Annotated in this window: 11 protein-coding genes; 2 read left to right on the forward strand and 9 right to left on the reverse strand. The window is 71.2% G+C overall.

What is annotated here, in order from left to right; all coding sequences use genetic code 11:
• Nucleotides 1–30 precede the first annotated feature (30 nt).
• Nucleotides 31–564 carry a PaaI family thioesterase gene (locus tag ACQPZP_RS25870; RefSeq protein WP_433472306.1) on the forward strand — a complete coding sequence of 178 codons (534 nt, stop codon included), beginning with the start codon at nucleotides 31–33 and terminating at the stop codon, nucleotides 562–564.
• A 47-nt stretch (nucleotides 565–611) separates the two neighbouring features.
• Here the strand turns inward: ACQPZP_RS25870 and ACQPZP_RS25875 are convergent, their stop codons facing one another.
• From ACQPZP_RS25875 to ACQPZP_RS25890, 4 genes are all read right to left on the reverse strand, one after another.
• The gene (locus ACQPZP_RS25875; protein ID WP_433472307.1) at nucleotides 612–2,003 is read right to left on the reverse strand and encodes a family 1 glycosylhydrolase; all 1,392 of its coding nucleotides are present in this window, start codon (nucleotides 2,001–2,003) and stop codon (nucleotides 612–614) included.
• Between the two features lie 195 nt (nucleotides 2,004–2,198).
• Nucleotides 2,199–3,692, reverse strand: coding sequence for an aldehyde dehydrogenase family protein (locus ACQPZP_RS25880; RefSeq protein WP_433472308.1), 1,494 nt, complete (start codon nucleotides 3,690–3,692; stop codon nucleotides 2,199–2,201).
• 56 nt (nucleotides 3,693–3,748) lie between these two features.
• The gene (locus tag ACQPZP_RS25885) at nucleotides 3,749–4,543 is read right to left on the reverse strand and encodes an SDR family NAD(P)-dependent oxidoreductase (RefSeq protein WP_433472309.1); all 795 of its coding nucleotides are present in this window, start codon (nucleotides 4,541–4,543) and stop codon (nucleotides 3,749–3,751) included.
• Nucleotides 4,540–5,517, reverse strand: coding sequence for an LLM class flavin-dependent oxidoreductase (locus ACQPZP_RS25890; protein WP_433472310.1), 978 nt, complete (start codon nucleotides 5,515–5,517; stop codon nucleotides 4,540–4,542). The genes ACQPZP_RS25885 and ACQPZP_RS25890 overlap by 4 nt, the downstream gene beginning before the upstream one ends.
• Nucleotides 5,518–5,659: 142 nt before the next feature.
• On the opposite strand from ACQPZP_RS25890, the gene ACQPZP_RS25895 reads away from it, so the two are divergent.
• A complete protein-coding gene (locus ACQPZP_RS25895; protein WP_433472311.1) occupies nucleotides 5,660–6,577 on the forward strand; it encodes an SDR family NAD(P)-dependent oxidoreductase in 918 nt (305 codons plus the stop codon).
• Nucleotides 6,578–6,596: 19 nt separating this feature from the next.
• Here ACQPZP_RS25895 and ACQPZP_RS25900 read toward each other — a convergent pair whose 3' ends face one another.
• From ACQPZP_RS25900 to ACQPZP_RS25920, 5 genes are read right to left on the reverse strand one after another with little or no spacing between them, the layout of a single operon-like run.
• Nucleotides 6,597–7,940, reverse strand: coding sequence for an MmgE/PrpD family protein (locus tag ACQPZP_RS25900; RefSeq protein ID WP_433472312.1), 1,344 nt, complete (start codon nucleotides 7,938–7,940; stop codon nucleotides 6,597–6,599).
• A gap of 4 nt (nucleotides 7,941–7,944) precedes the next feature.
• Entirely contained in the window at nucleotides 7,945–10,029 is a 2,085-nt protein-coding gene (locus tag ACQPZP_RS25905; RefSeq protein WP_433472313.1) for an acetate--CoA ligase family protein, read from the reverse strand.
• The gene (locus tag ACQPZP_RS25910) at nucleotides 10,026–11,183 is read right to left on the reverse strand and encodes an acyl-CoA dehydrogenase family protein (protein ID WP_433472314.1); all 1,158 of its coding nucleotides are present in this window, start codon (nucleotides 11,181–11,183) and stop codon (nucleotides 10,026–10,028) included. The genes ACQPZP_RS25905 and ACQPZP_RS25910 overlap by 4 nt, the downstream gene beginning before the upstream one ends.
• A 17-nt stretch (nucleotides 11,184–11,200) precedes the next feature.
• Complete coding sequence (locus ACQPZP_RS25915; protein ID WP_433472315.1) at nucleotides 11,201–12,037, reverse strand: N-acyl homoserine lactonase family protein; 837 nt, start codon at nucleotides 12,035–12,037, stop codon at nucleotides 11,201–11,203.
• Nucleotides 12,030–12,908, reverse strand: a complete 879-nt coding sequence (locus ACQPZP_RS25920; RefSeq protein ID WP_433472316.1) for an NAD(P)-dependent oxidoreductase — start codon at nucleotides 12,906–12,908, stop codon at nucleotides 12,030–12,032. The genes ACQPZP_RS25915 and ACQPZP_RS25920 overlap by 8 nt, the downstream gene beginning before the upstream one ends.
• Between the last annotated feature and the right edge of the window lies 1 nt (nucleotide 12,909).

A 12,909-nucleotide genomic window follows, 5' to 3' on the forward strand; every position in this document is an offset into this window, starting at 1 on the left:
ACGCAAGGCCATCCACCGGAGGGACCCTTCATGCAGGCTGACGGCGGTCAGGCCCGGACACCCAACCGGCGCTGGGCGGGCTCCGACTTCCAGGACCCGCCGCGCACCCAAGGCGGGGTGGCATTGTGCGGCGCGTGCCACGCTGCCGGAAGGTGCCGGCTCGGCGTCCAGCGCGAGCGCCTCGACGACGCGGGGAACGCCTGGTTCCACGTGTCCTGTCCGAGGGACCAGGAGGGCGGTCCCAACGTCGCCCACGGCGGGTGGACGGCATCGGTCATGGACGAATGCCTGGGCCACGTGCCGTTGCTCAACCGGACGCTCTCGGTCACCGCCGAGCTGACGGTGAGCTTCGTCAAGCCGGTTCCCGTGGAGAGGCCGGTTCAGATCAGGGCCTGGGTGGACCGCCGAGAGGGGTCGCGCTGGTACATCGCGGGTGAGATGACACTGCTGCCGGGCGGCGCGGTCCTGGCGCGTGCGTCCGGGATCTGGGTCACGCGCGACCGGGGACACTTCGACCGCCACGAGAAATGGCTCGCCGAGCAGGACACGATCGAAGGTCCCTGACACCTGCCGAGTGCCGGGCCGGCGCTCCCACGTCTACAGGAGCGGACCTAGACCGAGTAGAGGGCGCGCCGTCCGGGCTTGGCGGCCCTTCCGGCCGGAGGGGGGCCGCCGAAGGCCGGCTGATGGGGCCAGTCGCTCGGAATGGCGGGCTGCGGCGGGTACTGCCGGTTGTCGGCCGCCATCGCATAATGCCGCGTGTACCGCAGCTTCCATGCGGCGTTGTCCATCAGCGACCAGTACTCGTATCCGCTGACTTCAACCCCCTCCGCCATCACCCGGGCCAGCCATTTCAGCTGGGCCGTGAGGCCCGCCTGGCGGCGGTCCCGTTCCTCGTCGGTGTCGGAGGCCGGATCCAGGTCGTACATTCCGTTGTCGATGACGCGCAGCGGGGGCAGGGCGTCACCGTAGATGTCGTGAAGGGCGGCGACGGCATCGGCCAGCGCCTCGGGTACCACCGGCCATCCGTAGCGGTTGGTCTGGACGGCCTCCATCGGCGCGAGCACGAATCCGAGGCGGGCGAGCACGCGGTTGGCGTCGTTGAGCGCGCTGAAGCACTCCCGCACCGGCAGCAGCCTGGCCAGGTTCTCCGGTGCCGCCACCCGCGTGGGCACGTGCCAGACCACCCCCAGCACGTCGGCGGGCTCGGCGATGGCCTCCATGTCCCCGTGCCGTACGCATCCCGTGTCCTCCACCGGCGAGCGGTCGCCCTCGGCGACCATGTGCCGGCCGAGAAGCATCGGATCGAGCAGGAGGCGGTGCGCCCAGCTCTCGAGCCGCTCCAGAGCGATGTGGTCCTCGATGTCGTCGGATGCGGCATATCCGCCGATCACCGTCAGGGAGCCGCCGACCTCGGCGCCGCTCGCGGTCTGCCGGAGCGCGCGCACCGCGAGGCCCGCACCGAGGAGAACGTGATGGAGGGCCACCAGGCCCCGCATCCCCACGCCCCGGCCGGTCGGAAGCATTCCCGCCACGTAGTCGGCCACCGAGTGGACCAACACGTCGCTGACGGTCGTCCAGCGGGACACGCGATCTCCGAACCGCTCCCCCATCCCCGCCGCGAAGTCGGCGAAGCGCGACGCCGTGTCACGGTCGAGCCAGCCTCCGGACTCATCCGCCCAGCGCGGCATGTCGACGTGGAGAAGTGTGACGCCCGGCTTGATCCCGCGGCCCAGCAGCTGATCCAGCCTGCGGTCGCAGCGGTCCAGTACCGCCCGGTCCCAGTGCCCGGGGCGCGCCGGCTGCAGGTACGGCCAGCCGGCGACCATCTGGCAGGAGGTCGGAGTCCTGCCCAGCACCGCGGCCAGATCCGTGGACCACCGCCGCGAGGAATCGGACAGGGCGAAATCGGGAGAGCCTCCTGAGGGGGCGGCGAGACTCACGGACGTCGAGAGCCCCCAGTCAACGCCCGCCAGGACCTCCCGCAGGTCTTTATCGCTCATCACGCACCATCCGCGAGCCGAGTAACGCGATGGCCGGCCCGGATACGGCCAGGAAACGGGCGGAATACGGGTCGACAGTAACATCGGAATCGGTTGATCACAATGTTACGAGGACGTTACATGTCAAGCGGCCTCGCTGCGATCTCGGTCACGTCACCCCTGGTCCGAGGCGGGAGCTCGGACCAGGGGCAGGGCTCACAGGCGACCGACGCCGACGCCCTTGACGTGGATGAACTCGTCCAGTCCGGCCTTGCCGCCCTCGCGGCCGAAACCGCTGATCCCGACGCCGCCGAAGGGCGTACCGGCACAGGTGATGGGGTTCGGGCCGGGATTGACGTAGACGGTGCCGGCCTTCAGCCTCGGGACGAGGCGGTTGATCCTGTCGACGTTCGGAGACTGAATGTAGGCCGACAGCCCGTACTCGCTCTCATTGGCCAGGGCGACACCCTCGTCCTCGGTGTCGAACGGCGTGATGGCCAGAACCGGGCCGAACACCTCTTTCTGCGCCAGTTCGCTCTTGTTATCGACGTCCGCGAAGACGGTCGGGGCGACGAAGTAGCCGTCGGCCTCGATGCGCTCGCCGCCGTGGACGAGGCGCCCGGCCTTGTCCGCGACGGCCTTCTCGATCATGTCCTGGACGCGGTCCCGCGCGGCCGGGTCGATCAGCGGGCCGATATAGGTGGCGGGGTCCAGCGGATCGCCGACCGGCAGCGCCTTCACGGTGCCGACCACCCGCTCTACGACCTCGTCGTAGACGGGACGCTCCACCAGCAGCCGGGTCGGCAGCGCGCAGCCCTGACCCGAATTGCTCATCGCGAAGGCGGCGCAGTAGGGGCCGACGGTGTCGAGGTCGGCGTCGGCGAACAGGAGGTTGGCCGACTTGCCGCCCAGTTCGAACAGCACCGGCTTGAGGGAGGCCGCCGCGGCGGCCATGATGTGCCGCGCGGTCACCGGGCCGCCGGTGAAGGAGATCTTGTCGATCCCGGGGTGGGTCACCAGCGCCTGCCCGGCCTCCCCGAGACCGGTGACGATATTGATCACTCCGTCCGGGATGCCGGCCTCACGCGCCAGTTCGGTGAACAGCAGCGCGGAGAAGGGCGTACTCTCCGCCGGCTTGATCACGACGGTGTTGCCCGCCGCCAGCGACGGCGGCACCTTCATCGCCAGCGACAGGGCCGGCGAGTTCCAGGTGATGATGTGCCCGATCACCCCGTACGGCTCGGCGACCGTGTACTCCATGAACTCGTTCGGGCTGTAGGCGGCGGAGACGCTGCCCTCGATCTTGTCCGCCCAGCCCGCGTAGTACTCGGTCCACTCGGCGACGTGCGGCCCGACGCGCTCGGCCCATCCACCGATGCAGACCCCGTTCTCCAGCGGGCAGATCGCGGCGAACTCCTCGATGTGCTCGCGGATCAGGCCGGCGAAGCGGGTCAGCAGGCGGCGCCGCTCCGCGGGCCGCATCGGCCCCCACACCTCGTCGAACGCGCGGCGGGCGGCCGCGACCGCCCGGTCGACCTCGCCGACGCCGGCGAGCGGGACGGAGGCCTGCACCTCACCGGTCGCCGGATTGACGTGCTCGTGGACGCCCCCGCTGGCTTCGAGGACGTCCGCGCCCCCGATGATGAGCCGCGGCCGCGGCAGATCGGCGGCTGCCCTACGCCGGTGCAACTCGATGTCAACGTTCACCATCTGGCGCTCCTTCGGTGTCACCGCCGGCATGGCCTTGGCGGCGGATGTCCCTCGTGCTATCCCTGCCGCATGTCCGCGACGTAGGGCTGGTGGGCGAGCAGTCCGCCGTCCACGCCGAGCGTCTGCCCGGTGACGAAGCCCGCCTCGTCCGAGGCCAGGAAGACGACCGCCGCGGCCACGTCCTCTGGCGTCCCGAGCCTGGGCGTCAGGTGGTGGCGCAGCATCGTCTCCTGCATCGCGGCGTAGGCGGACTGGCCGGTCGCCCTGGTCACGATGAATCCGGGTGTGATCGCGTTGCACCGGACGCCCTGCTTGCCGTACTGGGTGGCCACGTACCAGGTCAGGTTGATCAGAGCGGCCTTGGAAGCGCCGTAGGCGGGATTGCGCAGGTCCCCGGCGAGCCCGGAACCCGACGAGGTGTTGATGATCGAGCCGCCGCCGGCGGCGATCATGTACGGCACGGCGGCCTGGATCGCGACCATCGTGCCGCGCACGTTGACGCGCATGGTCTCGTCCCACACCGCCGGGTCGGCCTCCGCGACGGCCAGGTCCCGCGTGGCCGCGAGGTGCGTGGCGGCGGCGTTGTTGTGCAGGACGTCGATGCCGCCGTACGCGTCGACAGTGGTCTCGACCATGGCCCGCACCGAGTCGGTGTCGCCCAGATCCATCCCCACGGCGATCGCGGTCCCGCCGGACGAGTTGATCTCCTCGGCGACCATGACGGCACCGTCCTTGTTCAGGTCGGCCACGACCGTGCGCGCTCCTTCGGCCGCGACGCGTCGCGCGGTCGCCGCGCCGATGCCGGACGCGGCTCCGGTGATGACCGCGGTCTTGCCGTCCAGCCTGCTCACGAAGCATCCTCCTGAAGCAGCGGACGCAGCCGCCCGCAGATCACTTCCACATGCCGGGCCACCGCGGCCTCGGGCAACCCGGCGACCGAGGCGCCGAACCACACCGTCTCCACCGGCGCCGCCCCGGTCTGCTTCCTGACGTGGGCGGCCATGTTCTCGGGGGTGTCGAACGTGAACGAGGACAGCGGGCCTCTCGATGGGCGCGACCGGAGTAGGTCCGGGTCCACGGGCCGGGGAACGGGACGGCCGGTGCCCTCCACCATGTAGCGGCGATAGCTGTCGAACTGGTAGGCCACGTGCGGTGCCACCAGGGGCCAGTCCCGCTCGGGATCATCGCTGACGAAGCCGTCGATGCCCCCCGCCATGCGGGCCCCGCGGAGATCGTGCCCGCCCTCGGCGAGCCCGGCCCGGTACTCCGGCCACGATTCGGCGCCGGCCGAGAGCAGGCACTCCCCCATGCGGCCCGCGCGCCGCGCCCCCTTCGGCCCGAGGTAGCCGAGCCAGATCGGCAGGTGCTCCTGGACGGGCGCGGGCGTGACACCGCCTTCGCCCCACAGCCGCCGGAGCTCGCCGACCTGCGCGTCCAGCGTCCGGTACCGCGCGGCGATGTCGGCTCCGAACAGGTCGAACTCGGGCGCCCGGTATCCGGCGCCGAGCCCGAGGTCGAGCCTCCCCCCGCTGACGAGGTCCACGACCGCGGCCTCCTCGGCCAGCTGGGCGGTCTTGCGCAGCGGCGCGATCAGGATGCCCGTCCCCAGGCGCACCCTGCGGGTGCGGGCGGCCGCCGCGGCGGCGAACGTCAGCGGCTGGGGCAGGTAGTCGTCCTCGAACCGGTGGTGCTCGGTGAACCAGATCGAGTCCGCGCCGAGGTGCTCGGCCTCTTCGCACATCTCGAGCACGAAGGCGTACAGGCGCGCCGGATCCCGCCGCCATCGCGGCGGGTTGCGCAGATCGAACCAGACACCGACCTTCATCTCCACCTCGCTTCCGCTAAAATATCTACCTTATTTAGCTAGGCCTGCCAAGTCCTGAAGCCATCGAGAAGGAGGGATATAGTAAGATAATTAAGGTATTTCGGCGAACGTCGCGTGCGACCAACGCAAGAGGAGGCATGTCGTGGGGCTTCTGGACGGGAAGGTGGCCATCGTCACCGGCGGCGGACGGGGACTGGGCCGGGCGCACTGCCTGGCGCTGGCCGAAGCGGGCGCCACCGTGGTCGTGAACGATCTCGGCGCCGGCCTGCACGGCGAGGAGGCCGCGGAGTCCCCGGCGGACGAGGTGGTCGCCGAGATCACCAAGCTCGGCGGGCGGGCCGCCGCGAACGGAGGCTCGGTCGCGGACTGGCAGGCCACCGAGGCCCTGGTCGCCGACACGGTCGCCGAGTTCGGCCGGCTCGACATCGTGGTGAACAACGCGGGCATCCTCCGCGATCGGATGATCTTCTCGATGACCGAGGCCGAATTCGACGCCGTGATCGCGGTGCATCTCAAGGGGACCTTCGGGCTCACCCGGCATGCCTGCGCCTACTGGCGCGAGGCGTTCAAGCGCGGTGAACCGATCGCCGGCCGCGTCATCAACACCACTTCGGGCACCGGTCTGTTCGGCCAGGCCGGGCAGTCCAACTACGGCGCGGCCAAGGCCGGCATCGCCAACCTGACCACGATCGCCGCGATGGAGATGCGCCGCTACGGAGTCACCGTCAACGCCATCTCCCCCATCGCGGCCACCCGCATGACGGCCGGGATGCTGAAGGGCGGCACGCCCGGCGAGAACGGCTTCGACCCGCTGGACCCCGCCAACGCCTCGGGAGTGGTCGTCTACCTGGCCTCCGACGCGGCCGGCTGGCTCACCGGCCAGGTCCTGCGGGTCGACGGCGACAAGCTCAACCGGATGCAGTCCTGGACCATCGCCTCCACCCACCACGCCCGCACCGGCGAAGCGGTCACCGCCGACGAACTGGTCGAGGCCCTGCCGCAGTTGTACGGCACCGCGCCCGCGGGCCGCCCCGTCGGCCTGCTCCCGGGCAAGCCCTGACCGCAGCCGCAGGTCGGGTTCAGGCGAGATCGAGATCGGTGACCGGGCCTCCCGCGCGGAGCCGGGCGACCTGGGTCAGCAGCCGAGGTCCGCGGGTTTTCAGCACCGGCCCCGCGGTGTCGAGGAACTTCTGTTTCACGCGCTCGTAGGGCAGCGGGTTCTGCGGGCTGCCCGAACGGTCCGGTACCTCGGCGGTGACCCGCTCCCCCGAGCGGGTCACCGCCGTCACCCGCGCACCGCGACGGCCGGGAAACCGCTCCTCGAAGACAGGATCCGTCTCCAGCCGGACGGCCTCGACGAGTGCCCGGAGGTCAGCGCTCTCCGTGGACGACTCGATGGCCGCTCTGGTCACCGCACCGTCCACCAGGGCGAGCGACGCGAGATGGGCAATGCTGAACCTGCGCTCGGCCGCCGTGCGGGGGCGAGCGATCCCGGCGACCGCCAATGCGGTGGCGTACGTCGCCACCTCCAGGCGTTCGACGTCACCCGCCGTCAGCCCGTTGGCACGCAACTCCAGAACAGCGTCGATGACCGCGAAGGTGTGCCCGCAGCATGGATAGGGCTTGACGGTGATCGAGTTGATCGCCGGCCGCGATCCGAGCGGGGCGCGGCATTGCTCCCAGCCGGACGGCGCTCCCGACGCCGCCCCGAGCCCCGCCTCCCCTTCCAGCGCATCCGGTGCCCCGGTCACGCCGCCGACGGCCAGGGCCGCCGCCACCACCCCGGCGTGCGCGGCGTTCCCCGCGTGCAGGGGTTTGCCCATCGCGTCGCTGCGGAACGTCTGCTGCAGCCCGGAAGCCGTCGTCGCGGCCAGGGCGAGAGCGTTCGCGAAGACGGCCTCATCCGCGCCCAGCACCTCCGCCGCCGCGGCGGCGGCCCCGATGCTTCCGGCCGTGCCGGTGGTGTGCCAGTGCTCGTAGTGTGCGGGCCCCAGGTCCGCCGCCACACGGCAGCCGACCTCGTACCCGGTGACCACCGCGCGCAGCAGCGTCTCTCCGGACGCTCGCACCCGGTCCGCCACCGCCAGCGCCGCGGCGATGATCGGTGCCCCCGGGTGGAAGAGCCCTGGCGAGTAGATGTCGTCGAGTTCCAGCGTGTGCGCGGCGGTGCCGTTCACGAGCGCGGCCAGCGGGGGCGGCGCCGTCCCGCCGCCGACCAGGCGGCCGGCCCCAGAAAGCGGGCCGAATCCGTTAACGAGAGCTCGGGCGGGAACACCGGTGCTGCCCCCGAGAGTGACGCCGAGCCAGTCCACAAGGGCCAGTTCCGCCGCGTCGGCCACGGCCGCCTGAATCGGTGCGGCGCGCAGTTCCATCGCGCGTTCCGCCAGTGCGCCGATGACCGTCCCGCGTGTCTTTCCGGCCATCGCCTCAAGCCCTCCTCTCGCGACGCACGAGGGCGTCCACCGCGACGACGCCCTGCCCCTCGGGGAGCACGAGCAGCGGGTTCACTTCGGCTTCGACGATCGCGGCCCCATCGGCCTCCGCGAGCCTGGACACGGCGGCCACGGCGTGGGCCAGGGCATCAAGGTCGCCCATGGGAATGCCTCGGTAGCCGGCGAGCGCCCGGAAGGCGATGACCTCGTCGATCATCTCGCGGGCCGTGGCCGTGTCGACGGGGGCGGGCCTGATGCTCCGGTCCCGGTAGAGCTCCGCCAGCACTCCCCCGGCGGCCAGAACGACGACCGGTCCCGCGTCCGGGTCTCGCCGGAAGCCGACGAGGGCCTCGCCCACCCCACGCGCCATCGTCTGAACCAGGAAGCGTTCAGGTACCACGCCGGGCAGCCTCTCCCTGACCGATCGCGCGATGCTATCCACCGCTGCCCGAAGGCCGGCGCCGTCGGTGACCCGGAGAACGACGCCGCCCACGTCGGACTTGTGCGGTACGTCGGCTGAGAGGATCTTGACCGCCACCGGGCCGGGCACCGGAAGGCCGGAAGGAAGCCGGCCCGCCGTCACCACGGCGTGCGAGGCACAGGGGACACCGGCCCCGCTCAGGATTTCGTACGATCCTGCCTCGTCCAGGATCTCCGAGTCATCGGACGGGATCCGGCGCCTCGGCAGATCCCCCGCGGCGGGCCTGCGGCGGCCGAAGGCCGCGAGGAGGGCGTCGGCGCAGGCTTCCGCCGTCCGGAAGGCCGCCACCCCGCTGTTCCTCAGCAGGCGGAGCGCCTCGGGCGCCGCAGGCATCACGAAGGCCGCGAGGGGCTTGCCGTTTCCCGCACAGTCCGCGATCGGCCTGACCGCCAGATCGGGATGGAACCGCGCGGAACTGCCCGGGACCGCCACGACCGCGTCGAACTCCGGTGCCGCCAGGACGATGTCGAGCGCGCCCTTCATCACGTCATAGCGGGTTCCGGCGAGCGTGAGGTCGATCAAGGCGCCATGACCGGCGACGATCCCGGTCTCGGCGAGCCGGTCGATGGTCTCCGGCGACGGCCCGGGAAGATCGGCCCCGGCGGCGGCAAGGCAGTCGACGGCCATCGCTCCCCCGCCACCGGTGGTGGACAGCACGCACACCCGGGGACGCGCTGCTCCGGAGGACGGGATCGGCAGGCCGCGTACCAGGTTCTGCCCTTCGAGCAGTGCCTCGAAGGTGCGCACCCTGGCGATCCCCAGATCCTTGAGCAGAGCGTCGGCGACGGCGTCGTCCCCCGACAGTGCGCCGGTGTGCGACACGGCCAGGCGAGCGCCGGCGTCCGTCCGGCCGAGCTTGTAGGCGAGGATCGGCTTGCCGCGTTCCGCGGCGGCCCGGGCGAAGGCGCGCAGGTCGTCGGCGCCCTGGATGTTCTCCAGGAAGAGGGCGTAACTCTCGATCCGGGGGTCGCCGACCGAGGCGAGGCAGATCTCACCGAGCGTCAGGTCGAGTTCGTTCCCCGTGGAGACCATGCCGCGAAAACCCACCCCCATTTCCAGGCCACGGGAGAGCAGGGCGCCCATGGCGCTGCCGGACTGCGAGGCGACGAAGACACCGCCTTCGCCGGGGTCAGCCTCGGCGAAGGCGGCGTTCGCGGTGAGGGCGAGCCCGGCACCGGGAGCGAAGACGCCCAGGCTGCCGGGCCCGAGCAGCCGGACGCCGGACGCCCGGACGATCTCCTTCAGTTCGGCGCGCCGGGCGCTGCCGCGACCGCCGTCCTCCAGGAAGCCGTCGGCCATGACCGTGACCACGGTCACGCCGAGGCCGGCGCACTCGTGCACCGCCTCGACGGCGAGGTCCGCCCCGGTGAGGACGAAGGCGTGATCGGGCACCACCGGAAGCGCGCTGAGGGAGGTCCAGGATCGTTCACCGAGCACGGTGTCCCGGGTGGGATTGACGGGGAACAGCTCTCCCTTCCACCCGTGCCGACGCAGGTACTCCATCGGCCGGGCCGTGGTCTTGCCGGGAGTGTCCGAGGCGCCCACGATCGCCACCGAAGAGGGGCTGAGCAGCGCCTCGTACAGTGAATCCGAGGTCATGAGGCGGTGCTCCGCTGGCTGAAGCGGCGGCCGAAGACGTGTTCGGCGATGCGGTTCTTGAGCACCTCGGTCGACCCGCCCGCGATCATCCAGCCCCGCGTCCGGCGGAAGCAGTACTCGACCAGCGCCTCGGTGCTGAACCCGGTGGCGCCCATGGCCTGCATCGCGACGTCGGCGGCGCCGTATCCGGCCTGGTTGGCCGCGAACTTCGCGACGGCCGTGTCGAACGCCGAAGGGATGCCGTCCCGGTCGCCCGTGACCGCGGCCCGCTGCAAGAGCATCTGCGCCGACTCCAGCTTCACCGCGGCCTCGGCGAACATCCACTGCAGTCCTTGGAACTCCGACAGCGGGCGGCCGAACTGGTGGCGCGTATTGAGGTGCTCGGTGGCCTGGTCGAACGCGTAGCGTCCGAGCGCGATGGAGCGGGACGCGTTGCCGAGCCGTTCGACGTTGAACCCGCTGATCTGCCTCTTGAAACCGCCCTCGCCCAGCAGGACCTGGCCGGCCGGCACGTAGCAGTCGTCGAAGTAGAGCTGGCACCAGTGCTCGCCGTTCATGAACGTCGAGGGCTCACCGATCGTGAGGCCTTCGCTGTCGCGGTCCACGAGCACCGAGCCGATACCGCCGACGCCGGGACCGAACCGCACGTACACCAGGAAGACGGTCGCCTCGGCGCTGTGCGTCGAGAAGATCTTGGTGCCGTTCACGAGGACCCCGTCGCCCTTCGGCACCGCGCTGGTGGTCAGGTCGGTGACCGCCGACCCGGCCTCGGGCTCGGTCATGCCGAGGCCGATCAGGGTCTCGCCCGCCAGGAGGCCGGGCAGGTAGCGCTCACGCTGCGCGGGCGTGGCGTACTCGGCGAAGGTGCGGATCGGGCCGAAGTTGCCTGCCTGGACGACGTCGGCGCTGCGCGGGCATCCCCTGGCCACCGCCTGGATGGCGGTCACGGCCGCGAGCAGGCCGGCACCCTGGCCGCCCTTGTCCTCGGGGATGGTCAGGCCGAGCAGTCCCTGGGCGGCCATCGCTCGCGCCACGTCCCACGGGTAGTCGGCGGAATGCGCCCGCGCACGGGCATCGGGGGCGAGCCGTTCGAGGGAGAAGGCCTCCACCGAGCGGCGGAACTCGTCCACCTCTGGCGGTAGGGAGAAGTCCATTGGTGTACCAGCTTTCGTCAGGAAGCGGAAACCTGTCGGGGAGCGCGATGCAAGGCCACCGTCCCGTCGGGCAGACCGTCATGGGGATCGGCGTAGCGCTCGAAGACCGCGGGGTCGTGACCTGGCACGATGTGGTCCTCGCTCTCCGCGAGGCGCCCGATCCGGTCGTATCCGTCGAGCATCACCCCCAGGTCGAGGATCGCGGGGAACGGGTTCCGCTCGTGGAAGTTGGCGTAGTAGTGCAGCGCGTCCGAAGCGAGGACGACCCACCCCCGTCCGGTGTGCACGCGGACGGCCTGCAGACCCTTGGTGTGGCCGCCGATGAGGCAGAGCTCCAGCCCCGGGGCCAGCTCGACATCGCCCTCGGCCACCCGCACCCCGCCGTCGTGCACACGGCGGACGACGTCCACGACGTCGTCCGCCTCGAAGAAGTGGCTGAGCGCCGGACGCGTCATGGCCTTGCCGGTGGTGTACTCCAGTTCGCCGGCCTGGACCGTGACCTTGGCCTGCGGGAAGTCCCCGATGTTGCCCGCGTGGTCGAAGTGCAGGTGTGTGAGGACGACCTCGCCGACCTGTTCGGGCGCGATCCCGAGCCGCCGGACCGCTTGGGCGGGACGGAGGTCGAGATGCCTGCCGCGTTTCTCACCGGCGCGTTCGCTGAAGCCCGTGTCGACGACGACGACCCGGTCGCCGTCACGCGCCACCCACATCGTGAAGTCGAGGCGCATGGCGCCGGAGCGCGCGCAGGGCATCAGGAAGTTGTCGCGTGCGGGACGGTCCGCCGAGCCCAGGCGCAGCGCCCACACGTCCCAGGCCGGCGGCCCGGCGGCCGGAGTCCCGGCGTGCTCAGCCACGGCCGTCCACCAGCTTGATCATCGCGGGGTAGTAGTTCTCGCCGTAGCCGGCGTCGCGGGTGCGCTCCAGCAGGGCCATGGTCTGGCTCGCCGCCGGCACCTCGATCTCCTCGTCGTGTGCGAGCTGGAGCGCCAGCGCCAGGTCCTTGATCGCATAGTTCGTCGGGAAGGCCCGCTCGGGGAACTCGCCGGGGATCATCGTCGCCGTCGCCGTCCTGCGCAGCGCGAAACTGTCGGCCGACCCCAGCGCCAGGGTCCGGAACAGCAGGGCACCGTCCACCCCGGCCGCCCGGCCGATGGTGAGCGCCTCGGCCAGCGCGTTCATGTTGAGGAACAGCACCATGTTGTTGAGGATCTTCATCACCTGGCCGTTGCCGGTGCCGCCCGCATGGACGATGTCGCTGCCCATGCAGGACAGGAACGGCTCCAGTTCGGCGAAGTGAGCCTCGGAGCCGCCCACGGTGATGAGGAGCGTGCCGTCCTCGGCCGCTTGGCGGAGCCGCGCGACCGGCGCGTCGACGAGAGCGACACCTGCCTTGTCCAGTCGGTCGGAAAGCTCGCGGGTGCGCGCCACATCGCTGGTGCTCATGTCGACGACGATCCGGGGACGTTCCGCCGCGGCCGCCAGTTCCCCGCAGACCGACTCCACTTCGGCGATGCTCGGCAGCGACAGGAAGACGATGTCGGCGTCCCTCGCCACGCCGCCGACGTCCTCATGGCGCCGCGCACCCAGCGCCACCGCCGCGTCCGCGGCCTCCTCGACCGGGTCGAAGACGACCACGGCCGCCCCCGAACGGCGGACGAGGTTCGCGCACATCCGCGACCCCATGACCCCGAGGCCGATGAATCCGAGCACCGGTGTGGACGACATG

The organism is Spirillospora sp. CA-142024 (assembly GCF_050942325.1).
Taxonomy (GTDB): domain Bacteria; phylum Actinomycetota; class Actinomycetes; order Streptosporangiales; family Streptosporangiaceae; genus Spirillospora.